Consider the following 23,242-nt stretch of genomic DNA (forward strand, 5'->3'; position numbering starts at 1 on the left):
GAGCTAGATGGCTTTATTCAAGCGCAAGCAAGAGCAGAAGACAGCAGAAGATGAGTCGTCACGGACGACACTGGCAGCGACACTTGCGGCTCCCGCCTTCAATCCTTACATTGACGAGCTGGCAGAGCATTACAAGACACGCCTTTTGCGGGAAACCAACCTGGAGCGGCTGACCAGCCTCGGCTCGCAGGAAATGCGGGTGGCGATTGAGCGTCTCGTGTCGCAGTACATGTCGGAAGAAAAAGTCGTGATCCCGCGCAGCGAAAAGGAATTGCTGCTGACTCGCCTGATCAACGAATCGGTGGGGCTGGGGCCGTTGGAGCCGCTGCTTGCGGACCCGGAGATTACGGAAATCTCGATCAACGGACACAACCTCGTCTACATCGAAAAACGCGGGCGGCTGGAGTTGACCGACTTGAAGTTTCGCGACGAGGAACATTTGCGGCACATCGTCGACCGGATCGTGGCTCCGCTCGGCAGGCGGATTGATGAAAGCTCGCCGATGGTCGACGCCCGCCTGAAAGACGGGAGCCGGGTGAATGCGGTCATCCCGCCGATCAGCTTGAACGGAACGCTGGTGTCGATCCGCAAATTCCGCAAAGAGCCGTATTTAATGGACGATTTGCAACAATTCGGCTCATTTGACGAAGCGATGTCGTGCTACATCCAGGCAGTCGTGGAAGCGAAGATGAACGTGCTGATCTCGGGCGGTACCGGGAGCGGGAAAACGACGCTGCTCAACGCGGCCGCGCGAGCAATCCCCCACTATGAACGGATCATTACGATTGAGGACTCGGCGGAGCTGAAGCTGACCCATCCGAACTGCGTCGGACTGGAGGCGCGCCCGCCGAACATGGAGGGAAAAGGCGAGATTACAATCCGCCAGCTCGTGCGCAACTCACTGCGGATGCGGCCCGACCGGATTATCGTCGGGGAAGTGCGCGGCGCAGAGGCATTCGACATGCTGCAAGCGATGAACACGGGTCACGAAGGCTCGCTGACCACGGTGCACGCCAACTCGCCACTGGACGCCTTCAACCGTCTGGAAGGAATGGTCGTCATGGCGGGGATGGATTTGCCCTCTGCCATCGTCCGCGAGTACATCGTCAGTGCGCTCGACATCATCGTACAGGTCATGCGGCTGTCGGACGGGACGCGCAAGATCGTCTCGATCTCCGAGGTGGCGAAGTCGGAGGACAAACGGGTAGAGGTGCAGGAAATTTTCCGCTTTCACCGGACTGGAATCGGCAGCAAAGGCGAAGTGCTCGGATATTTTACCCCGACCGGAATCATCCCGCGCAGCCTGGAGCGGTTCAAAGTATTCGGGATTGAGCTGGACGAGTCGATGTTTACGGCGAAAGGAGGGGGCAGACGTGAGCCTAGCTATTCTGTTTAGCCTGGCGGTGCTGTTCGGAATTTGGGGCATGTACGAATACCTCGGATACCGCACGAAGAAAAACGAGTGGAAAAAGAAAGCGGAAGACTGGTACGAGGTAAAGACACAGCGCAAAAGCTTCATCGTCGTCTGGGGCGACCGCTTTGACCAGAAGCCATACGCCCAGGAGATCGGCAAAAAGCTGAAAAAGGCCAACATTCCGCTGACCCCTTCCGAATTTTTCGCGGGCATGTTCGTCGGGACGATGGGGCTTGGGTTTTTCCTGCACAGCGTAGTGGCGATTCCGGCTCCCTACAACTTCATGGCGGGCGGAGGCGCGATGTATGTCATCCAGAAAGCCGTCTTTTTTGCCCGGCGCCACAAATATTTGGAGAGATTGAACGATCAGCTCTCGGAGGTGTGCCGCCTGCTTGCCAACTCGTTGCGCGCAGGGCTGACGCTGACCCAGGGGATCGCGATTGTGGCAAAAGAACTGAACGCTCCGGCGGGAGAAGAGTTCAAGCGGATGTCGCGGGAGCTGGCGCTTGGCGTCAGTTTTGACCGGGCGCTGATGGAGATGGAAAAGCGGATTCCGACGCGCGATTTCCGCATTTTCGCGGCGACCTTGCTCATCCAGCGCAGGGCAGGGGGCAACCTGAGCGAAGTGCTGCAGGAGATGGCCGAGACGATGGAGGAGCGCCGCCTCGTCTCGCAGGAAATCAAGACGATGACCGCCGAGCAGCGCTACGTCTCGTATCTCGTGCCGATCATGCCCGTCGCCCTGGTGCTGATGATGAACATGATTAACAAAGGCTTTATCGATCCGCTGTTTACGCCGATGGGGCTGGTGCTGCTCGGGCTGTTCCTGATCGGAACGTTGCTGTCCTACATCCTGGTGAAAAAAGTGACCAACATAAAGGTGTGAAACGATGGATGCACTAATCATCACCTGTCTGTTTCTGTTTTTATTGTTCTTTTCCATATTTTTAAAGGAATGGTATTTGTTTTCTGTGCAAAAGCGCACGCTGATCGAGCATATGTACGAGGTGACGGGGCAGCGGACGTACGATGTGCGCAAGCCGGAAACGGCCTCGGAACGACTGGTCAAGCGGCTGTTGCGCTACGGGGATGACTATGCGGTCCTCGGGCAGCGCTTCAACTTTTTCAGCGAGTCGCACGAGGTGGAGGACTGGCTGCTCAAGGCGGGTCGCCCGCTCGATTTGACTGTAGCCCGCTTTCAAGGCGTCAAAATCGTGCTCGCCCTGCTCGGCATCATCATCGGGGCGTTGTTGTTCGTCCTCGGCTTTCCGTTCGCCCAGTTCGGGCTGATCCTGTGGCCGCTGGCTGGCTATTTTTTGCCGATCCTCTGGTTGAAGAAAAAGGCGAGCGAGCGCCAGCAGCAAATCCGCTACGATCTGCCCGAATTTCTCGATACGGTCAGCGTGACGTTGCAGGCCGGAGTCAGTCTCGATCACGCCCTGCGCGAAGTCATCCGCTTTTTCAGCGGGCCGATTCAGGAAGAGTTCTCGCGCTTCAACCAGGAGATCGACCTCGGTGTGCCGCGGGAAAAAGCGTACGAGCAACTGCTGCGGCGCAACGACAACCCGGAATTTCAACTGTTGATCAAGGCATTGATCCAAGGAATGCGCCTGGGTGTGCCGATCTCGGTGACGTTCAAGGTGCAGGCGGACAACATGCGGCGAATGCGCAAAGAGCTGGTCAAGGAAAAAGCGGCGAAGGCCTCGCCGAAGGTCACGCTGATTACCACGCTCGTCGTCGCCCCGACCGCCATGCTGATGATCGGCGGCCTGATGGTACTGAACATTTTGGAAAATGCCAAGACGTTTACGGGCATTTTCCAATAAATGCTGGATCGGATGCCTGTAAGGGAGGTGATGCAGGCAGAGGTGTCCGGGAGTCATTTTTTACCTATTAAATACATTCCCGTTTGGAGGAAAAAACGATGGTGACAACATTGATGCAAAAACTGTTTGTAAAAGCAAGCTTTTCCCTGCGCAACGAAAAGGGAGCGCAATCGATTGAATGGATCGCACTGGCTGCAGTCGTCCTGGCGGTGCTTGGCGCTGTAGCGACCTTTTTCAGCAAAGATGAAAACGTGGGCAACGCCGTTTCCGGCACGCTGTCCGATGTCATTGAGCACATTGGCGACAAGATTACAGGTGACTAATGCCAAGCGTCAATTCCGGTGCCTACGGTTAGTGGTGGAAGCTGATTTTCACCACTAACTTTCCCTGTTTTTTGCCTGGGAACAACAAGCAGCTCTGAAATGACGGAGGTACATACAGATGAAAGCTATCAAGGTACTGATTGCAGCCCTCGGGCTGATGGTCATCTTGCATGCTTGCTCCAGCGACGAACCGTCGAGCACGCGGGAACCGACAACGCCACCGGAAGCGGTGTCCAACGAGCAGGTGGAACAGCCAGTCAATCAGGAGCAGAAGTCGTCGAAGGAGGAGCAAATCGCTTCCCTGAAAGCATTGCTTCCTGAGGGAGCCACAAAAATTCCGGAGACGGCCGCCGAGATTGCCAGCTTTCCTATCGGGCGCTATGCGGGAAGCAACTATTCCGAGCATGAACAAGAGCTGCAGACGTTTTTGCAGGAGCTGCCCACCATCGAAAACCCCGATCAGGAGGTTGTCGGCATGTACTATATGGCGCTGCTCGGGCTATTCGCCGAAGACTACCCCGATCCGGAACGGCTGATCGAAGATATCAAAATGGCTTCGTTCGGAAGTCCTGAAATCGACGATCCCCGCTTTCAGTTCAAGGAGCAGTACAACGTCGAAATTATTCTCGACGCGAGCGGCAGCATGGCAGGCCGGATGGACGGCAAAACCAAAATGGATGCAGCCAAGGAAGCGATCAAAGCGTTTGCCGAGACGTTGCCCAAAGAGGCGAATGTGGCCCTCCGCGTGTACGGGAACGAAGGGAGCGGCAAAGACTCCGACAAGGCGCTTTCTTGCAGCAGCAGCGAGCTGGTGTACCAGTTGCAAAAATACGACGCCGGAAAGCTCGCCGCAAGCTTGAATCAATTCCAACCGACGGGCTGGACTCCGATCGCTCATTCCTTGCAGGAGGCAGAGAAAGATTTGAGTCAGCTTGCCGGGGACAAGAATACCAACCTGATTTTTCTCGTCAGCGACGGAATCGAGACATGCGGCGGAGATCCGGTGGCAGCAGCGAAGCAGTTGGCGGATTCCAACATCACGCCTGTCTTGAATGTCATCGGCTTTGACGTGGACGGAGAGGGACAAAAGCAGCTAAAGGCAGTCGCAGAAGCAGCGCGCGGCCGCTATGTATCGATCCGCGACAAAAAAGGGTTGCAGGACGAATTTTCCAAAGCAAAAGAAATTGCGGACGAGTGGTACAAATGGAGGCGCAAGGAATCCAGTGAAGCGTACTCCCGAAAAGTCAATCTGCTCGTAAACAATACGCACTACAAGCTGGAGTGGAAGTTTTTGGCCGACGATGAGAAGCGAAACGTCGACTGGATGATTCGGCAGATCAAACGGGATAAACGGTTCCCGCAGCAGCTCGCCGAAGGGTTGGCCCGATTGCAGGATGAACATAAGCGAAACGTGGATAAACGGGCGGACGAACTGGAAGACATGCTCGATTCTCTGGCCAAAAAATCATACAAGGAAACCATTGAAGCCATTTCTGAGCAGTACGGCATCAATGCAGGCGGAAACTAGCGCCGCCAATCAGTGGTTTGCCAGGGATTAAGGAAATCGGGGTGAATGCTGTGAAGTGTCTAGCAAGACGGACGAATTGGGCTGCCATCGTTGCCCTGTTCATACTGGTGATCAATTTTTTCCCCTTTGCAGCTTTTGTGCATGCAGAGTCTGTGGCGCCTGGCGACGTGCGTCCAGGCGCAGTCCAGCCGGGAGAGATCAGGCCGGGAAATATTTCGCCAAATGACATACAGCCTGGTAGTTTTCAATGGGAAACAGGAGAGATTTCGCCCGGTGAGATACAGCCGGGGAGTCTGGATGTAGGAAACACCCGTCCTGGCAATGTGACCCCAGGCGTGATCCAGCCAGGAAGCGTCAGTCCCGGCGATACCCAACTGGGGAACGTCAATCCGGGGGATACCCGTCCCGGTAGCCTGACCCCAGGCAGTACCCAGCCAGGGAGCGTCACACCGGGCAGCCTTTCCGGCAAGGGCGATTCCAAAGCCTACGACTATGTAAACTGGTCGATCAACAGTGCGTTCGGCGGCAGTCTCAGCATGGTGGCCGACATGACGGAAGGGAATGTAGACCCGGCTACCTTTGCCAGCATGCGCAGCCTGTTTTTGGTCGAGCTGGGCGTCAAGGCGATCGACATTCATCTGAAGGACACTTCCTTCGACTGGGTGAGCGGCTTGCCTGTCGACGGCTTCGACGCTGCTTCCGCCTGGATGAATTTCAAGTTCATCAAAGACACGGCAAGCGGCCTGCAAGTGACAGGACTGGTCAAAGGCTTGAACGTCGCGACAGCAGGAATCAGTCTGGTGTTTGACAGCATCGACACCTTCACGAACTTTCAGGATGCCTTTGATTCAGGCAACAGCCAGTCTGAGCGCATCGACTATGCGATCGACGGAACAGGCAGCTTCGGCAGCACGCTCATGGATGCCGGGGTCATCGCCGCCATGATTCCCGGAGGGCAGACGGCCGCTGTCGTGCTTGTCTCAGTCGGCGGCGTTCTGTGGGTAGGCAGCAAGCTGGCGAAATGGGGACGCAAGCTGTTCAAACGGTTCGCCTAGCGTCTGATACTGGTCGTGACTGGCCGCCAAAACGTTAGATGGGAATGAGTCAGAGTGAAGCATCCGATCAAAGAAAGCTTCCTGTTTTATACACGCAATATCGAGTCCATGCTGCTCTTGTCAGCGGTCGTCGTTCTGCCTTTTTTGCTCATTCACAATTTTACCGTCAACTATATCCACTTTATCGCTGCCTTGACGGGCGGGCAGGTGGTTTCCGCCTTTTTCAACCTGTTTTTGCTGCTCGTGTTTTTGACAGTCGTGCAGCTTCCGTTTGCCCAGTATGTGCAAAGCGAGCTTGCGGGAGAGGAACGGCCGATTCGCCAGGCATTGCGCACGTTTTTGGACCAAGGCTTTGCCGTGTTTGTCTTCGGGATCGTCTACGTCCTGGCCGTGTCTTTTGGCATGATGCTGTTTTTTGTGCCGGGGATTGTCATCCTCGTGCTGTTTTACTTGACTCCTTATTTGACGGTCATGAAAAAACAGCCGGTGCAGCAGAGCTGGAAAAAGGCGTTTGCGCTGGGGAAAAAGCATTTTTTCTCTATTCTCGGCGTGATTTTGCTGATTAGCGCCATCGAGTGGGGCATCAGTGTGATCGGGCTGTTTACCGTCACGTACATTACGACCAGCTTTGGCGCGGTTTTCTTTACGCAGATTTTGCTGAATGTCATTTTCTTTCCGCTGATGGCGGTGATGCTGACGATGTATACGCACAGATGGATGAGTGAGCCAGCGACTGCGGAGAGCGTGGATACCGGGAGGAGGGACACGGCTTGACGACAAAAGAAGCGAAAAGGCAGCGGTTTTGGAATGGGATCGCGATTGTTTTGTACGGCGTGCTCCTGCCGCTCTGCTGCCTGCTCATGGTAGTGGGGGAGACGATTCCGTATCCGCTGCTGCTTGTCTGGTTTGCGCTGCCCTATATCGAACAGTCTGGCATGGAGTACGCACGCCGCAAAGAAGTGAAGCGGTAGAGACGACGCCAAGCGAATAATCATGGAGGGGGAAACGACATGTCCAAGCAGGAGAAAAACTGGCAGCGTTTCTGGAAGTTCATGCTGCTTTATTTTTACGCCCTGATTGTGCCTGCGGCGATCATCGGCGCCATTTACCGGGGAGACTTTCCGATCCAGCTGGTCATTTTGGCGATCGGGCTGCCGTTTATGAAAAAAAATCATCTGGCTTTTCTCCGGAAGAAACATGCGTCTGTTTAACCGTACGCCCAGGCAGTGGGTGATGCCGGGCGCAAGACAGGGCCGCGCGAACGCGAGGAACGCAGGAAAGCTGTCGCGTCTGCTGTCCGGGGAAAAAGGCTCGGTCACGATTGAGTTTCTCGGGATTTTGCCGCTGCTTTTTCTCATCATGCTCGTTTGCTGGCAGTTTTTGATCGGCGTGTACGGGGTGATCGCCGCGCAATCGGCTGCCAATGAGGCGGCAAAAGTATTCGCCATCACCGGGAGCGAGGCCAGTGCACTGAACGCCGCTGAAAAAGTGTTAGCCGGAGCGGGTGGCGGCATCGGCTTCGACAGGGGAGAGTCGTACATCGAGACGACAAGTGACGGGTACTTCAAAGTCATGGTCGGCGCGAACCTGGAAATCGCCTTTTTGCCGGATATTTTGACACAGAACATGGATGAGGCGGACAAAAGGATTTCGTTCCAGCGCGAGATCACGAGCAGGGTGGTTCACTAGATGAGAGACTGGCTGGCGTGTTTGCGGAATGAACGAGGCAATGTCACAATCTTTACGCTTACGATCTTTATGCTCATCATGCTCATCTTGTTCATGGCGCTGTTTAACCTCTCGACAGTCTTCGTCGTCAAGGAGCAAGCGTCAGACAGTGCGCAGCAAGCGGCGCTGGCGGCGGTCAAGCCGATCTACGACGAGATGGAAAAGGCACTCGTTCGCTACGATCGATCTCCCATGCGCCTGAAGGACGAGACATACATCAAGCCGTTCGTGGATCAGGCGGAAGCCGCTATCCGCGCGAGCCATCCGGATTGGGCCAGGAGCGAGGTGCGGTACGAAGCGATTGACCAGGTGCTGGGAAGCTGGCTGCCAGCAAACGTGGAGCTGCTGCTGTATGTGCAGGCGGGTCTTGCAGAAGCAGCCCCGAAGCTGCGGGATGTCGTCGTCACGGTCCTCGACGCCAATCACGCCACAGTGCCCGGTTCGCAAATTGTCGTCACCGCGGATGAGCGCATTCAGGTACAGACTTCTGTCCGCTTCCGCTCCACTACGTTTGACTTTTCCTTCATGCCTGACCCGAAGCACGAGGAGGAAGTGTACCAGACGGGATCGAGCAGACAGATTGGCTTTCTCCATGCGGCAGGAAGCTTTTTTCTCAGTTCTATCACGCTGTAAAGGAAAGCACGGTTCATCTCGTCATATCCGATGATGCAGAACATACACACGACAAGGAGGCTATGACCGAATGCACAGTAAGTACAGGCGAATGCTCGGCCTGGTGAACAGCTTGATGACGGCACTGCTGCTGTGCGGCTGCACCCTTGGCGCATCTGGAGCAGGGCCGCGAGTGGGCGAGGTGAAATGGCCGCAAAACACGCAGGAGTTGATTGCGGAGCAGCCCGGACAGTTGGCGGGCACGCATTTTTACCTCGCCCAGCATCCGCATCGGCCGGCTATTGCTGCCATTCTCGACAAAATGCCTACTGTGGTGGATGGGATGAACGAAGCGTATTTGCAACTGTACTGGAATCAGCTGCTCGCTTTGTTCTCCGAAGACTACCTCAGTCCGCAGATGGTTGTGGATCGCTGGAAAATGGCTTCGTTTGGAGATCCCGGCATCGAGGATGCGCGGTTTCAGTTTCGGGAAAATTTTAACGTCGAAATCATTTTGGACGCGAGCGGCAGCATGGCCGGGAAAATGGGAGACAAAACCAAGATGCAACTGGCCAAGGAAGCGATCAAGGAATTTGCCGAATCACTCCCGGAGGAAGCAAACATTTCGCTGCGCGTCTATGGACATAAAGGGAGCAATGCCGATGGAGACAAACAGCTCTCCTGCTCCAGCAGCGATCTTGTCTATCCGCTGCAATCGTACGAGCCGAAGCGGCTGGACCAGGCGCTTGCACTGTTTGAGCCGACTGGCTGGACGTCGATCGCCCATTCTCTCACGCTTGCCCAGCAAGATTTGGCCGCGTTTTCGGCGGATAAAAACACGAACGTCATCTACCTCGTCAGCGACGGCATCGAGACTTGCGGCGGCGATCCGGTGGCTGTAGCCAAAGAGCTGTCCCAGTCGCAAATCATGCCGCTCGTAAACGTGATCGGCTTTGACGTGAACGCCGAAGGGCAGAAGCAATTGAAGGCGATTGCCCAGGCATCGGAAGGCTTGTATGCCAACGTGACGAACCGCGAGCAATTCAAAAGAGAGCTGGAGCGGGCAAAAGAAATCGCTCAAAAGTGGGAGCAGTGGAAGCGGGACGCCCTGACGGAAGTAGGCGAGGTGCTGATCGACCGCCGCAAGTGGATCGACGCCTACAACCGGGACTGGTACGAGAAAAGCTGGCGGGAGAGCTTGAATATCGGAAGCGCGATCGAGTATTTGGCGGCAAGCGGCAAGATCGGCAACCAGGCCAAAGCGCATTTTACGAAGCAGAGACAGGACAGGGAAGCGTTAGCCTCGCAGGCGAAAGAAGAGCTTACCGATTATTTGGTCAACCTTACCAACAAGACTTATCAGGAAATGAAAGAAGAAATCGAGGAAAAATACAGTGGAAGCTAGTGGAAAGTCCCGTTGCTTGCGACAATGTTGAACTGTTACCCGTCAGATGGACACTTTGGAAAAGGTTACCGTCTAACGGGTTTTTGTATTTTAGTCATCTTTAATTTGAGAAAGGAGCAGGGAGTCTATCATGCCCGCCCCTCCATGTAAAGCCGAGGACGGAACATCCACCTGTTCAAAACCCATTTACACAAAATAAATTACAGTCCCTCGCCTACGCCCACGAACTAAATAAAATGGGATTCGTCACGAAGTCCCATTTTATTTTGCAAAAGGTCCCAATACCGGCGTGTATCCCAATAGTCTTTAGTTCGTGTTATCAGTTGCCTTTTTTGGAATTGCATTTTCCTCTGTAGCTTTGACGTATACATCCTCGCTTTTTTCAAATGCAATATGAATACTCGGATCAACGTCCTTGATCGCAAATAGCTTGGTTCCTTTCTCTAGGTAATTAGATACAATAGTTGCTTGCGATGTTTGTTCGTCCCCTTCAAAATCGTATTTCTCTTCTACAGTTCCAATTTGTTCTCCGATGTTTTCTTTCTCTACAAGTTCGACTTTGTTTTCATCGTTTTCAATTACATAAAAATGGTTATCGACTTTCACATAAGGGTACGGCCAGCTTGCGATTTCATTTGTTGTTTTTTGTGTATCTGTTGATGGGGAGTTGTGAGCACATGATGAAAGCAGTAAAGCGGAAAGGATCAACTTGACTGTGAGCGGAACTCTTCTCATTCTGAGCCCTCCTTACCTGTAAATGAGTAGAGTGCGGGTGATTTTATGATATCATCCACACTTTTCCTGGTGAATATTTCTATTTAGGTTCCTTGGCTAAATCAGCAATCGTGTCTAATCCCATGTCGATGACTTTTTGATTGATTTCCCCATCCACAAACGAGAAAATGGAGAAGTCGCTTAATTCAGCGTCAGGAGTTTTCATCAGTTTGCTGTCACTTCTGGCTAACTCATATAATCCCTGCGGACCTCCAGTAACCTGATATTTCCCATTGCGTTCCGTGTTATCGTTGATTTTGCTTAAAAACAAGAGATACGTCTTTGAATTCTCTAGCAATGGCAGGTCATCAAATACCTCTACTTTGCCATCCATTCGGACTCCGCCGTATTGCGACAAAACTACTTCTTCAAGAGGAGGGCCCTTCAACACGCGCTGCAACTCAATAGTACCGTCGGTAAATGTATGTTCATAGCCGTCAAATGGTTGGTACGATTTAATCTCTTCTTTCAATGTTCCTACCACAACCAAGTCCGATTCGTCTAATAATGATTTCACGGATGGTTGCTCTTTCCCCCAACTCGCATGTACTGAGACGACATTGCTTTCTTTAGGCGTCGAAAGAGTGTACCCTAATACCCCGGATAGCACTACAGAAGTAAGTAAAACTACTTTTATTGTGTTCGTCATGTCAATCCTGCTCCTCTCAATCAGTATAATGGATTTCTAATATTTTCTTTTCTTTACTTGATATGATGTTTGTGTCTCTATCGTCATATGGATACATTAAATATTTTTTTGACCCCGACTGGTGCTTTAGTCCAACAGCGTGTCCAAACTCGTGTGCGATAACACCAAGCAGTTGAAAATCACTATAATCTTCAATCTTGGCTTCGTTTATTTGAATTTCGATGCCTTTGTAGTAACCTTTGGAGTCCCAATTGCCATCAGCTCCGTTAGCAATCGCGGTCCATGTAACAGAGCTAAAATTTACATTTTCCACCTCAATATGACGTCCAGTAGTGCTCCTAGATTTCTCAAACGTCAAGGTAGTCTGATTATTATTCCAGTTGTCCAATGCTGCATCGTTGACAAAACTTTTCAAAACGCTATTACCAGATACGTTGTTCACGTATGGTATACTATCAGGGTTTTTCCAGCGCCCCTCCCACACGTTTGCATGGGCTAGGCTCATTCCAATTGTAAATGACAACATCGCCGGGACAGCCAACGCGGCTCTTTTGGCTACACTTCGTACATTCATCGGATAGATCACTCCTTTTATTTCAAACTCCCTATATTTTACAATAAATACAAATTTATGCATATAATTACCTTTTTTTATTTTATCTCAAGCGAAGTGTCACTAAGGGTTACCAACGCGATCGACTGGGATAAGCTAGCGACAGATCTGGAAGTGCGATGCCGGTTATGGTGCACAAGCGCGCGTCCACGCTGGAACGGTGCCCGACTGCTCAGTTATTGCGCATGAGTTGAAACGTAGCAGTAAACGAAACTAAACAACCAGTCACCGATTTAATATCAGCAACTGGCTGCCTAATTAGTTAAGGTGTTTTGATCCCTGTCCTACAAACGGGGGTCAGTCCCGGGTCTTGACCATGTTACCAGTGGACATTAAAAAAGATGCCCCCTGATAAATTCAAGAGTCATCTCATAGCTGCTGACATTTTCCACAGGCTTATTTCAAATCCTGTCTATTTTTTGGGCAACAGTTCATGTGTCTGGCAACGGGACTTTTTTGAACGAAAAAGCTGTCTGAGGCGCTTCTCCCGGATCAATCGCGCCGTGCGTTGCTCCCGGGGCACGCTGTTTCGCTGCATGCAGGCGGTCGGTCGACCACATCAGTCATAGGTGAAGGTGACGACCTGCTTCAAGGCAGTATCGACCCCGATGGCGATTGCGTTGTGGCCGTCTGAATAGTAAAAGTAGCGCTTGAGATCGTTGTCTGTGGCCTCGGAAGTCCGAACGAGCTGAAAGTCAGCCGTGGCCAGCAAGTTTTGCGAGCGCACGAAGTCGGCTGCGGCTTTTTCCAGATCGGCTTCAGCGATCGTTTTCGTCGCTTTCTCGCCGTCTTTGCCAATCACGTCAATCGAGAGCGAGAGAAGCTGCTTTGTCTTTGGCTCGATGATCGCGTGGTAGCCGGATATATCTCCGCTTTTCGGCTCGCCGCGAAGCAGGGCGTGAACGGGCACTCCTTTGTAGATCGGTTCGCCAGTGGCGGCATCGATCAGTTTGGCAGGGTCTTCAAGTGTAATTTCCCGATCGGCGGTATCTACCGTCAGATGATAATACTGACGAACAGCGCCCGCAGCGATTTGCGCCGCTTCTTCTTTTCCCAGCCCCTGCACCTGTTCAGGTGTATTGGGCTTGGAACAGCCTATGATAAACAACGCCAGGATGGTCGTCGCGAGTAAAAAGGTTGCCAGTTTTTTCATGGGTCAAGCCTCCGTGCCTGTTGCGTAATCTTTTCTTATCCTAACAGGAAACGGGGCCAGGAGATATCGATTTTCCTTTCCACTACCTTACGATGTTGTAAGTTTGCAAAGAAATAGGGCGGACAGACAGGACATGAGGGTTGAAAAGACGAAAAATTCAGTGTACGGGTGTTTTGGTGAGCGAGAGCAATTTTGTTGAATCGAGGAGGAGAAGCGCTATGAGCACGAGTACCATTACTGCCCTGGAGTTGAATGAGGCCATTCAAACGTATGTGCGGACGGAAACGTTCCCTGTGGGCATTTCGATCATTCGCGAGGAAGCGGCATTGCCGACAAAGGCAAAGCGACCGCAGCAAGACTTGGGGTACCCGATCACGATTTGCCAGGCGGTCGGCTTTTCGCGACGTTATGGCTGGAGCATTGCCATGAACGGCGCAGATCTGTCCTGTCCGATCGCGCAGGTGGCGTTCGGCTACGAGGAACAACCTGCGTTTTACACCGAGGGCCATCTCGCTTGCGGGATGTACACAGACTCGCTGGAAACGGGAGCGAAAAGCGAGGCGGATGTCCCGAAATTTTCGGCGGAGGAAAGCGGCTACTACGTGTCGTACCCACTGGAGCGGGCGCAGGTCGAGCCGGACGTGGTTGTCATTTACGGAAACGCGGCACAGGTGATGCGGCTGGTGGCGGGAATGCTCTACAAGCGCGGCGGCTCGATTCCGTCCACTTTTTCCAGCCGGGCGGACTGTGCCGATATTGCGATCAAGCCGATCCAGACCGGACAACCGCAAGTGATCGTCCCCTGTTACGGGGATCGGCTGTTTGCCCAGACGCAGGACCACGAGATGGCGTTCAGCTTTCATTTCCGCGATGCAGCCGAGCTGGTGGAAGGGCTGGCAGCCACGCAGAAAGGCGGGATACGCTACCCGATCCCGTCCTTCCTGCGCTATCAGGCAGAGTTTCCGCCGACCTACCAAAAGCTCGCTGGTCTGTTCGGAGAAAAAAGTTAGCCTTTTAGCCTGTTCAATTGGTGCAGATGGTGGCGATAGTGCATCTCTACAAGCGCAAACCACTCCTGCGCATTCAAAGGTCCGAAGCGAGGGTGTGCGACTTTGTGGTGTGTCGGAATATCCTGCAAGGTCGGCTCCAATTCTTGCATCAGGCGCAGGACAGTGCGCAAGCCGTCGTGCAGCTGCTCTTTGTTCTCTGGCTGCTTGGGTGTATATTGGGGCGAAGCAGGAACGTGGATGCGGATAGGCGGTAAGGAGCCATGGGCAAAGATTGCTTGCCCGTCCTCAGACATTTGGGCGTCCGGCTGGATGACTTCGGGCGCGCCTTTTCTACACGCTTCGATGTTGGCGAGTTGCATATAGAGGGCCGATTGGATCAGATGCTGGTACATCTGGCCGATGGACCATTCCTCTTCGCTTGGCTTTTGCAGCAGACGGTCCATGTCAAATGCTTCGAGTTCCTGGATGTACAGATCGGTTACTTGTTGCATGCTGTGCATGATTTCGGTTGGATTCATCTTGTGGTCAGCTCCTCTTTCATTCTTTGTCACAAGCATACAAAAACGCTACTGACAACTGTATGTCAGTAGCGTTTTAGCAATTTTTCCGCTTCCTCGCGAATTTTTTCGCGGAGGGATGGCGGTTCGAGAACGAGCGCATTTGCCCCCAGCCCCAGAACCCAGTCCGAGATTTCCTCCAGTTGCCGGACGCGCAGCGTGACCAGCACTCCGTCCGGATGATCGGCCATCTCTTCTATATAAAAGGACTTTGCTTCCAGCACCTGATCGGCTATCGCTGGCTGGACGAGCAGGCGGACTTCGAGTGTGCGGTTGTCGGGAGGTTTGTAATCGTCAAAGGAAAAATGCTCCGGGAGGTCAAAGCTGTCTTCGAGCATGGTCAGCCCGCTCATGCGGGACAGGCGGAACCTGCGGATGTCCTGGCGCAAATCGCAAAAGGCGAGCAAAGTCCACACGCCCCGCGCCAGCACAAGCCCGTAGGGAGCCGCATCGCGCACGCTCTCGCGGTTGCCGTCTGTCTCGGGGATCGTTTTGCGATAGCGGAAGCGGACTTTGCGGCGATGCAGGATGGCTTCGTGGAGCAGCTCGGCATATTGCTTTTCCCGCTCGCGCTGGTTGGCTTCTCCAATATCGAGCAGGCGAAAGGTCGAGCGAATCCCCTCTACTTCCCGGATAAATTCCTGCGACAGAAGCGCTTCGACTTTGCGTTGGACACCGCGGGCGCTGTGGCCGTAATTTTTGCCAAACGCCTGCTCGACCAGGTCTGCGCCGATCAGCAGCGCGACGGCTTCCTCCACCGTAAAGCGAACGGGCGGCAGAAAAAAGCCTTCCATCAGCGAGTAGCCTTGCCCGGGCGAGCCGACGACAGGGACCCCTGCTTCGCTCAACGCCTGCATATCCCGGTAGATGGTCCGCACGCTCGTCTCGAATGTCGCGGCCAAATCTTCCGCGCGCAAGGTGCGCTTGCGCTGAAGCTCCAGCACAATGGCCAGCAGGCGGTCTGATTTGTTCATGCATAGACCCCATTTCCAAAAACGTTTCTCATCCCCATTGTAGTTTTTGCGTCAAGCGAACAAAAGCCAGAGATGAACTTTCTGCCGGACGGTCGTCACGCCGCGCCATGTCGTGTCACGCCGCCAACGCTATCGCTGCAAGTATTGCCATGCCATAAGACTAATCTATAACGTTGTTACTGGCACACATATTTCGCAATAAGGATTGGTCGTGATATCGCCCGTATATTTTTCCAAAATGGGCTTGCTGTCCAGCGTATAGCCTTTGCTGTGGAGAGCAGGAAAAATTTCAGCATACGCCCGCTGGATGTCCTCTGCTGTATGCTTGACTTCGAAAACGAGGTAATCCCCGCCCGCAAGCTCGCCTTCGCAAATGGAATCGGCATCGTCCAACTGATAATTCGCGGAGAGCACAATGCAAGCATCAAATCGGCAGCTTTCAGGAGCGGTTGTCTGTGGGTTATCTTGTGGAGCGGCAAACAGGATAGCCGATTCCAGAAGCTGTTTCTCCTTCGCCCATTTTTTTAGCTCCTCCATTACTTCCACATTGGCAGGACCGTATGGACCGACTCGCCGCATATACGCAATGCGATAGGGGGGAATAGTTTCGACTTTGCATTTCATGGATGGTACTTCCTTTCTTCGTGGATTTGGTTGCGTATTGACTGTAGCATGTTCTAAAAAACATTTGCATTAATTTTTAGAATTTTTTGTAAATTTTAAAATGATGATTTTCACGGAACATCAGCATGAAAAAATGGATAGGGTTCAGATGTTCTCTGAAGCCTATCCATTGTTAGTGCTAGACGTGCTATACGGTATGCCCTACACCAGATTTTCCGGGTTCAAGCCTTCCAGCTCTGGCAGCACGAAGCGGCCGTCTTTTCTGATCAGCACGTCGTCAAACCAGATTTCGCCTCCGCCGTATTCCGGACGCTGGATTTGCACCAAATCCCAGTGAACAGAGGAGCGGTTTCCGTTGTCCGCTACTGTGTAGGCGTTGCCAGGCGTGAAGTGGAAGCTTCCGGCGATTTTTTCGTCGAACAGGATGTCCAGCATCGGATGCAGGATGTGCGGGTTGAAGCCAATGGCAAATTCCCCGATATAGCGAGCGCCTTCGTCGGTGTCGAGAATGTCATTCAGCGCTTTTGTATTGGAGCTGGTCGCTTCGACGATTTTTCCTTCTTTAAAAGTGAATTGCACATCGGTGAAGGAAATGCCGTGGTAGTTGGAAGCGGCGTTGTAGAAAATGGTGCCTTCTACAGAATCGCGAACAGGCGCTGTGTACACTTCGCCGTCCGGGATGTTGCGCTTGCCGTCGCATTTGACAGCGTTGATGCCTTTGATGGAGAAGCGCAGGTCGGTTTTTGGCCCGACGATGCGGACGCGGTCGGTGCGCTCCATCAGTTCTTTCAGCGGTGTCATCGCTCTGGACATTTTCGCGTAGTCCAGGTTGCAGACGGAGAAGTAGAAGTCCTCGAAGCCTTCCAGACTCATATTGGACAGTTGCGCCATCGATTTGTTCGGGTAGCGCAAAACGACCCAGCGTTTGTTTGGCACGCGTTCGTTTGTGTGCACTGGCTGATACAGGACACGGGAGTAGATGCCCATCTTGTCTTCCGGAACATCGGCAAATTCGTTGATGTTGTCGTAAGCGCGGATCGCGATGTACGCGTCCATGTCTTTCATGCGCTCGTATTCGTATTTGGCCATCAATGCCATATGCTCTTCGCTCGTTCCTTGGTAGAGCGCGCGCAGCACTTCCTGGTCTTTCAACGTTACCAATGGCAGAGCGCCGACAGCGAACGATTCGCGAACGAGCGCACGTACAAGCTCAGGTTGCAGCCCTGTGTTTTCGATCAGGACTTTTTCCCCTTTTTGCAAATTGAGAGAGTAGCGGACGAGGCGGCTAGCCAGTTCATTGATGCGTGGATCTGCCATATGTACGACCTCCATATAGTAAAAAAATTTTTATTAATCTCATTATCGCACAGGAAAGCGCGTGCCTGCCAGTATGTTCGTGCAGCATTTACAGGCAAGCCTGGTAGATCGCGACGACATCTTCCGCATGCAGTTTTCTGGCGCTCGGCAGATGTCCGGCACCGCGTCCGCCAATCGTAATCGCTTCTTCGGCCATTTTTGGCAGCGCGTCCTGCGTTACACCAAAGTCAGAAAGCCGCTCGGTGATGCCCATGCTTTCATACCAGCGGGCAACAGCCACGATGGTTGCGCGCGCTGCGGCTTGCTCGTCTTCCTCGGTAACTCCGAAGCAGTGTCGGCCCATGCGCGCCAGTCTCTCTGGACGCTCCGGCAAAATGACCTGCTCGAAATAAGGAAGCGAAAGAATCGCCAGTCCACGCCCGTGTGCCATGTCGTAAATGCCGCTCAACGGGTGTTCGATTCCGTGCAGAGGCATTCCGGCGCCGCGCCCTGCATTGGCAAAAGGACTGATGCCAAGCGTGCTTGCCCAGAGCAAAGTGGAACGTGCCTCTTCGTGATCCGGTTGGCGAATGGCGGTAACGGAGTGCTCCGCAACGAGCCGAATGAGCGTTTCCGTGATTCCGTCCTGCACATTCGTTTTGTCTGCGCTGATCAAGTATGTTTCAAACAGATGCGAGAAAATATCTGCGCAAGATTCCGCCGTGACGCGTGCGGGAACGGTAAATGTGATCGATGGATCGAGAATCGCGATTTTCGGATAGAGGGCCGGGCCGTTTATGGAAGATTTCTCGTGCGTGTCCCAGTGGGTCAGGACGCTGATATTGTTTGCTTCCGATCCGGTTGCAGCCACAGTGGGCACGGTGAGAAGCGGGAGCGCTTCCTGCACGGGCACCAGCCATTTGCCTGAGCCGCTCGGGTTGCCGCGCATGTAGTCGTAGATGGGCCGCCCGGAAACGGCTGCGGCGGCAATGGCTTTGGCTGCATCCATAACGGAGCCTCCGCCCAAGGCCAGCACGAAGTCGCATTGCTCTTCGCGGGCAAGCGCTGCTCCGGCATCGACGGTCGCTGTGCGCGGGTTCGGTTCAATTTTGTCAAAAAGAGTATAGGCTACTTGCGCTTCTTGCAGGAGCGTAATGGCGCGGCTAAGCAGACCTGTGCGCTTGGCTGCGTTGCCACCTGTGACGAGAAGCGCTTTGTTACCGAGAGTTTTCGCTGCCTGGCCCAAACGCGCAAGTTCGCCCATGCCGAAGTAGATATGGGTAGGAAAAGATACTTCAAAGGGAAACATCTGATATTCCTTCTTTCACGTGTAGGTTGTACCAAAGACAGTGTAACAGAATTGAATGAAAGAGTGGAAATACAGTAGGGATTATTTTACACTTGTTAAAAAATGGGGATTTGTTGTGAAGAGTTATATCACTTAAAAAAGTGTCTACATTGAACGGTACAATCTATAGGAGGAACAGATGAGACGCCAGTTTTCATATTTCTTTAGGCCCAGCAACGAGGATATTCAAAAAATGTGGGAAGATTGTATTTTTGTATTTGATACGAATGTATTACTAGATTTGTATAGGTATACAGACGGTACGCGCGAATCACTTTTTAGCGTATTCGATTATTATTCAGACCGGATTTGGCTCCCGCATCAGGTCGGGCTGGAATTCCATAAGAATCGTATTTCAGTAATTATTGAACAGCGGGAAGCTTATAAAAAAATTAGTAGTGAACTAAAGGAACTATCTCACAAAGTAATGGCTGATCTGGAAGGGAAGTTGCAAAAATATAAGCAACACCCTGCTATTGAAATGGATAAATTACTTCATAAAATTAATGGGGCATGGGAAGCCAGTGTACAAGCGTTAGCCAAACAGGAATCAGAACATCCTGATCTAAGAAATGATGACACGGTTTTCAAGAAATTAGAGGAATTGTTTGAAGGGAAAATTGGCCCGCCACTTACGAAGGAAGAATTGGATAAAATTTTAAAAGAAGCTGAACGTAGGTATAGTATTTCTTTTCCACCTGGATATAAGGATGCAAAGGAGAAGAAAGGACAGATCACAAAGTTTGAAGACTTGATAATTGAGGATCAATTTGGCGATTTCATAATATGGAAACAAATTATCCAAATGGCAAAAACGGAGAAACGCCCTGTGATTTTTGTAACGGGTGATACAAAGGAAGATTGGTTTGAGACAATCCGTGGAAAAACCCAGGGGCCGAGATTTGAACTGCTCTATGAATTCCGTAAAGAAACCAACAACCAATTTTATATGTATCGTACAGATAAATTCATCGATTATGCGCAAGCTGCATTGAGCCAATCCATTCAAGACGAAATGGTTCAGGGAATATCCGAGTTTAGAAAAGTAACAGAGAAGAAACCTAAACCGCTTCTGAACGATTCGATAGGTGCAATACTGGAGGAAATTAGGAATACCGAAAGAAGTAGATATGAAAATAACAAGGCTAGTATCGAGAACGTGGAGTGGCACCCAGGTGATATTGCTAGACATCCGAAATGGGGAGAAGGATTTGTATTAAGGGTTTTACACGATGAAGACCACACTGAATTACGGATCGGATTTCCCGAGCCTGTTGGTGTACAGACATTATTGGCACGGTATGCTCCGCTAGTAAAAGTTGATCGAGGAGATAATTCGTAAGGCGAAAATGCAAAAAGCTGGCGAAAACTCGCCAGCTTTTTTACTTCTAGCCCGGGCGCCAGAATATTTCAAGCCACACGAAATCTCTCGCTGATTTCATGCAGCCGCGTGGACAAAGCGAGCAGCTCGGAGGCCAGATGGCGCGACTTGGCTACGGATGAAAGCTGTTCCTTGGAGGCGTCAAGCATCTCTTCTGTGCTGCTTTTCGTTTCCTGCGAGATCGCGAGGAAAGTAACCAGCGTGTGGTCGACATCCTGCATGCCTTGGGTAATGTCGGACAGCCCTTCTGTGGCTGCGCGCAGCTCCCCGGTCGTCCGGTCGACGGCCTGGCGCAGATGGAGGAAGGCGGCTTCCGCTTCTTCCAGCTTTTGCACGCTCTCCTGGAGCTGGGTGGAAGCTTGGGAAGTTTCGCGTGAGATGGAAAGCGTCTCAGTCTGAACCGAAGCCATCAGGCGGTTGATTTCAAGCGCTGCCTTTTCCGATTCGTGTGCGAGCTTGGCGACTTCGCTCGCTACCACGGCAAAGCCGCGTCCGTACTCGCCGGCCCGTGCCGCCTCAATGCTGGCATTCAGGGCGAGCAGCTTGGTTTGCTTCGCCAAGTTTTCGATCAACGAAACCGCGTGCCCGATCGACTCCGACTGCTCTTGCATGTTTGCCATACGGGTGTCCAGTTGCTTGTACGTTTGGAAAAAGCGCTGGAAGATGACCGTCAACTCGTCGATTCTGCTTTGGCCGCTGTGCGTGACCGATTCCATCTGGCCGCCTGCTTCGATCACACTCGCGATTCGTGCAAACAGCATGTCGATGAAAGCGCGCATCCGTTGAAAAGAAGCACTTGCCTGTTCGGTCGAAGCGGCTGTTTGCTCTACGCCTTTATTCACCGTGTCCAGGCGGATGGAAAGCATCGATGAGCGCTCCCCTGCCTCGTCAGCGGTCTGCCTGATCTCGATGCCGCCGCGATTCAACTCCTGAATCATCGACTGGAACTCGGAGATGATGAGGTGCATCTGCTCGACCATATAATCGAAGTGATGCGAGATCGCCCGGATTTCCGGCCCTTCCTTTTCCAGAGCGGAGCGCTGTGTCAGATCGCCGGCGCTGACCTTTTGGATGGCCTGGATCAATGTTTGGAACGGATTCGTAATACCTCGCACAATAAACAAGCATAGTAAAACAGAGAGGACGAGACTTCCTGCAATGGCAAAAAGGATCAGTCTGGTCGTTTCGTGCAGATGGACTAAATATTGCTCTTGCGGCACGTCGATGACGTAGACGAAATTTTCTTCAGGTGAATGAGTAAAGGCCAAAGTATGTATCGTCCCGTCAATCGGGATGTGGATGACGCCGTAGCGTTCGGCTTCCAACTGATGCGCGTACTCAGGCGGAACGGGGATCGCTCCCTGCTTCGTCACGTTGGGAATCGGCTGAAACGCGCCGCTGCGCACGACGTATTGCTGAACATCCATGCCTTCCTGGGCCAAAGAATTTTTTTGCTGCAACAGCTCGAACTCCAGCCTTTTCAGATAAGTTTCCTCGTCGGTGACAAAGGCGAACTTCAACAGGGAAATTTTTTCCGTCGTCTTGTCCGTCTCCGAATCGAGTCTGGCTTCCATTTGGGCGATCATGATTTTTTTGGCCTGCGTGTAAAAAGTCCCGCCGATCGCTGCGAAAGAGAGGAGCAAAAGGCAGAACAGCGGCACGGTCAGCTTCGTATGGAGCCGTGCGCGTCTGTGCCAGTGCGTAAATGGGGCTAGTAGTTTGCCAAAGATAAGGTGCGTCTTCATCCGATGTCCCCCTGATTATATGGATAGTCGTGGAGTCCTGTGACTAAGGACTATTGTAAAGAGCGGATGTAAAGCCAGTATGGATAACGTGTAAACGAATGTTAACGAAAACTTAACAACGATTATGCAACAATTTCCGAACGTTTGTCGAATCGTATTCACGCATTTTTCGTTGATAAATGCGTATGATTGTGTTTTAATGTAGTTGAATCGTTCGTGAATTTATCGTAACTCAACCTTTTTATCTGGGAAGGTGGCTCCTACAGTGGAAAAACAGGAACAACTCTACGAAGGTAAGGCGAAGCGTATTTATCGGACATCTGTGCCTGATCAATACTGGGTAGAGTACAAAGACGACGCTACAGCATTCAACGGAGAGAAGCGGGCGCAAATCACCGGAAAAGGTGAGCTGAACAACCGTATTACCGCTATCTTTTTCACCATGCTAAAGGAAAAAGGCATCGACAACCATTTTGTCCGGCTGCTGTCTGCAACAGAGCAAGTAGTCCGCAAAGTGGAGATCATCCCTTTGGAGGTCGTTGTCCGCAATATCGCGGCAGGTTCACTTGCCAAACGTCTTGGCATGGAAGAGGGAACTGTTCTCCCGCAGCCAGTTGTTGAGTTTTACTACAAGGATGACGCACTGGGCGATCCGTTGGTAAACGCCTCCCATATCAAAGTGTTGGGAATTGCGAGCGAAAGTGACCAGGCGACGCTTGAGCGCATGGGACTTGCTGTCAATGAGGTTCTCGTACCTTATCTGGCCGAGCGCAATATCACGCTGGTCGATTTCAAACTCGAATTTGGAAAAACGCCGGACGGGGAGATTCTCCTCGCCGATGAAATATCCCCGGACACATGCCGTTTCTGGGACTCTGCCACAAAAGAGAAGCTGGACAAAGACCGCTTCCGTCGCGATTTGGGCAATGTAGAAGAAGCGTATCAAGAAATGCTGAAGAGACTGGGAGGAGACGTACATGTTTAAAGCTGTTGTTTATGTAACCCTGCGCGAGAGCGTTCTGGACCCGCAAGGCCATGCAGTAAAAGGGGCTTTGCACACTCTAGGTTTTGACGAAGTAAACAATGCGCGTATCGGAAAGTACATGGAGCTGGAACTGAACACGGCAGATCGTGCGCAGGCAGAAGAGCGTGTACGTGAAATGTGCGAAAAGCTCCTGGCTAACACGGTGGTTGAAGACTATCGCTTTGAGATCGTGGAGGGCTAAG

At 52.2% G+C, this 23,242-nt stretch carries 26 protein-coding genes; 16 read left to right on the forward strand and 10 right to left on the reverse strand.

From position 1 onward, the window contains the following. Positions 1-7 precede the first annotated feature (7 nt). From DEP07_RS26685 to DEP07_RS26740, 12 genes are all read left to right on the forward strand, one after another. Positions 8-1,396 (forward strand): CpaF family protein, encoded by a 1,389-nt coding sequence (locus DEP07_RS26685; protein ID WP_122965590.1) that lies wholly within the window; start codon positions 8-10, stop codon positions 1,394-1,396. Then, positions 1,374-2,300 carry a type II secretion system F family protein gene (locus DEP07_RS26690; protein WP_173597823.1) on the forward strand — a complete coding sequence of 309 codons (927 nt, stop codon included), beginning with the start codon at positions 1,374-1,376 and terminating at the stop codon, positions 2,298-2,300. The genes DEP07_RS26685 and DEP07_RS26690 overlap by 23 nt, the downstream gene beginning before the upstream one ends. Before the next feature lie 4 nt (positions 2,301-2,304). Then, complete coding sequence (locus tag DEP07_RS26695) at positions 2,305-3,240, forward strand: type II secretion system F family protein (protein WP_122965588.1); 936 nt, start codon at positions 2,305-2,307, stop codon at positions 3,238-3,240. A 98-nt stretch (positions 3,241-3,338) separates the two neighbouring features. Then, the gene (locus DEP07_RS26700) at positions 3,339-3,563 is read left to right on the forward strand and encodes a hypothetical protein (RefSeq protein ID WP_122965587.1); all 225 of its coding nucleotides are present in this window, start codon (positions 3,339-3,341) and stop codon (positions 3,561-3,563) included. 118 nt (positions 3,564-3,681) lie between these two features. After that, positions 3,682-5,091: a VWA domain-containing protein gene (locus tag DEP07_RS26705; protein ID WP_287103247.1), complete on the forward strand. Its 1,410-nt coding sequence runs from the start codon at positions 3,682-3,684 to the stop codon at positions 5,089-5,091. A 50-nt stretch (positions 5,092-5,141) separates the two neighbouring features. After that, positions 5,142-6,146, forward strand: coding sequence for a hypothetical protein (locus DEP07_RS26710; RefSeq protein WP_287103248.1), 1,005 nt, complete (start codon positions 5,142-5,144; stop codon positions 6,144-6,146). Positions 6,147-6,200: 54 nt separating this feature from the next. Continuing rightward, positions 6,201-6,920 (forward strand): hypothetical protein, encoded by a 720-nt coding sequence (locus tag DEP07_RS26715; protein ID WP_122965584.1) that lies wholly within the window; start codon positions 6,201-6,203, stop codon positions 6,918-6,920. Then, the gene (locus tag DEP07_RS26720) at positions 6,917-7,117 is read left to right on the forward strand and encodes a hypothetical protein (protein ID WP_242772824.1); all 201 of its coding nucleotides are present in this window, start codon (positions 6,917-6,919) and stop codon (positions 7,115-7,117) included. The genes DEP07_RS26715 and DEP07_RS26720 overlap by 4 nt, the downstream gene beginning before the upstream one ends. A 39-nt stretch (positions 7,118-7,156) precedes the next feature. Continuing rightward, entirely contained in the window at positions 7,157-7,357 is a 201-nt protein-coding gene (locus tag DEP07_RS26725; protein WP_173599444.1) for a hypothetical protein, read from the forward strand. After that, positions 7,344-7,835, forward strand: a complete 492-nt coding sequence (locus tag DEP07_RS26730; RefSeq protein WP_233454107.1) for a TadE/TadG family type IV pilus assembly protein — start codon at positions 7,344-7,346, stop codon at positions 7,833-7,835. The genes DEP07_RS26725 and DEP07_RS26730 overlap by 14 nt, the downstream gene beginning before the upstream one ends. Beyond that, complete coding sequence (locus DEP07_RS26735; RefSeq protein ID WP_173599445.1) at positions 7,836-8,507, forward strand: Tad domain-containing protein; 672 nt, start codon at positions 7,836-7,838, stop codon at positions 8,505-8,507. 70 nt (positions 8,508-8,577) lie between these two features. Next, positions 8,578-9,891: a VWA domain-containing protein gene (locus tag DEP07_RS26740; RefSeq protein WP_280648989.1), complete on the forward strand. Its 1,314-nt coding sequence runs from the start codon at positions 8,578-8,580 to the stop codon at positions 9,889-9,891. 306 nt (positions 9,892-10,197) lie between these two features. Here DEP07_RS26740 and DEP07_RS26745 read toward each other — a convergent pair whose 3' ends face one another. The 4 genes from DEP07_RS26745 to DEP07_RS26760 all read right to left on the reverse strand — a co-directional run bounded on the left by DEP07_RS26745 (position 10,198) and on the right by DEP07_RS26760 (position 13,080). Continuing rightward, the gene (locus DEP07_RS26745; RefSeq protein ID WP_173599446.1) at positions 10,198-10,626 is read right to left on the reverse strand and encodes a hypothetical protein; all 429 of its coding nucleotides are present in this window, start codon (positions 10,624-10,626) and stop codon (positions 10,198-10,200) included. A 79-nt stretch (positions 10,627-10,705) separates the two neighbouring features. After that, positions 10,706-11,314, reverse strand: coding sequence for a hypothetical protein (locus DEP07_RS26750; protein ID WP_173599447.1), 609 nt, complete (start codon positions 11,312-11,314; stop codon positions 10,706-10,708). A gap of 16 nt (positions 11,315-11,330) precedes the next feature. Continuing rightward, positions 11,331-11,888: a M57 family metalloprotease gene (locus tag DEP07_RS26755; RefSeq protein ID WP_173599448.1), complete on the reverse strand. Its 558-nt coding sequence runs from the start codon at positions 11,886-11,888 to the stop codon at positions 11,331-11,333. A gap of 598 nt (positions 11,889-12,486) precedes the next feature. Next, on the reverse strand, positions 12,487-13,080 hold the full coding sequence (locus DEP07_RS26760) for a hypothetical protein (protein ID WP_122965579.1): 594 nt from the start codon (positions 13,078-13,080) through the stop codon (positions 12,487-12,489). A gap of 218 nt (positions 13,081-13,298) precedes the next feature. On the opposite strand from DEP07_RS26760, the gene DEP07_RS26765 reads away from it, so the two are divergent. Continuing rightward, positions 13,299-14,090, forward strand: a complete 792-nt coding sequence (locus tag DEP07_RS26765; RefSeq protein ID WP_217365751.1) for a DUF169 domain-containing protein — start codon at positions 13,299-13,301, stop codon at positions 14,088-14,090. Here DEP07_RS26765 and DEP07_RS26770 read toward each other — a convergent pair. The 5 genes from DEP07_RS26770 to DEP07_RS26790 form a co-directional block, all read right to left on the reverse strand. Beyond that, the gene (locus tag DEP07_RS26770; RefSeq protein ID WP_217022636.1) at positions 14,087-14,608 is read right to left on the reverse strand and encodes a DinB family protein; all 522 of its coding nucleotides are present in this window, start codon (positions 14,606-14,608) and stop codon (positions 14,087-14,089) included. The two genes, DEP07_RS26765 and DEP07_RS26770, sit on opposite strands and share 4 nt — an antisense overlap. 65 nt (positions 14,609-14,673) lie before the next feature. Continuing rightward, positions 14,674-15,621 (reverse strand): helix-turn-helix transcriptional regulator, encoded by a 948-nt coding sequence (locus tag DEP07_RS26775; protein WP_122965576.1) that lies wholly within the window; start codon positions 15,619-15,621, stop codon positions 14,674-14,676. Positions 15,622-15,786: 165 nt separating this feature from the next. Continuing rightward, positions 15,787-16,245 carry an AraC family transcriptional regulator gene (locus tag DEP07_RS26780; RefSeq protein ID WP_287103249.1) on the reverse strand — a complete coding sequence of 153 codons (459 nt, stop codon included), beginning with the start codon at positions 16,243-16,245 and terminating at the stop codon, positions 15,787-15,789. A 201-nt stretch (positions 16,246-16,446) separates the two neighbouring features. Then, positions 16,447-17,562 carry an aminopeptidase gene (locus DEP07_RS26785; RefSeq protein ID WP_122965574.1) on the reverse strand — a complete coding sequence of 372 codons (1,116 nt, stop codon included), beginning with the start codon at positions 17,560-17,562 and terminating at the stop codon, positions 16,447-16,449. A gap of 88 nt (positions 17,563-17,650) precedes the next feature. Further along, positions 17,651-18,850: an iron-containing alcohol dehydrogenase gene (locus DEP07_RS26790; RefSeq protein WP_287103250.1), complete on the reverse strand. Its 1,200-nt coding sequence runs from the start codon at positions 18,848-18,850 to the stop codon at positions 17,651-17,653. A 178-nt stretch (positions 18,851-19,028) separates the two neighbouring features. On the opposite strand from DEP07_RS26790, the gene DEP07_RS26795 reads away from it, so the two are divergent. Beyond that, entirely contained in the window at positions 19,029-20,231 is a 1,203-nt protein-coding gene (locus tag DEP07_RS26795) for a PIN domain-containing protein (protein ID WP_287103251.1), read from the forward strand. 68 nt (positions 20,232-20,299) lie between these two features. Here DEP07_RS26795 and DEP07_RS26800 read toward each other — a convergent pair whose 3' ends face one another. Next, positions 20,300-22,015, reverse strand: coding sequence for a methyl-accepting chemotaxis protein (locus DEP07_RS26800; protein ID WP_287103252.1), 1,716 nt, complete (start codon positions 22,013-22,015; stop codon positions 20,300-20,302). 265 nt (positions 22,016-22,280) lie between these two features. Between DEP07_RS26800 and purC the strand changes: the two genes are divergently transcribed. Both purC and purS read left to right on the forward strand, forming a co-directional pair. After that, positions 22,281-23,000, forward strand: a complete 720-nt coding sequence (gene purC, locus DEP07_RS26805) for a phosphoribosylaminoimidazolesuccinocarboxamide synthase (protein ID WP_287103253.1) — start codon at positions 22,281-22,283, stop codon at positions 22,998-23,000. Continuing rightward, on the forward strand, positions 22,993-23,241 hold the full coding sequence (purS, locus tag DEP07_RS26810; RefSeq protein ID WP_122965570.1) for a phosphoribosylformylglycinamidine synthase subunit PurS: 249 nt from the start codon (positions 22,993-22,995) through the stop codon (positions 23,239-23,241). The genes purC and purS overlap by 8 nt, the downstream gene beginning before the upstream one ends. Position 23,242 lies beyond the last annotated feature (1 nt).

The organism is Brevibacillus sp., from assembly GCF_003521185.1.
In the GTDB taxonomy this organism is placed as follows: Bacteria; Bacillota; Bacilli; order Brevibacillales; family Brevibacillaceae; genus Brevibacillus; species Brevibacillus parabrevis.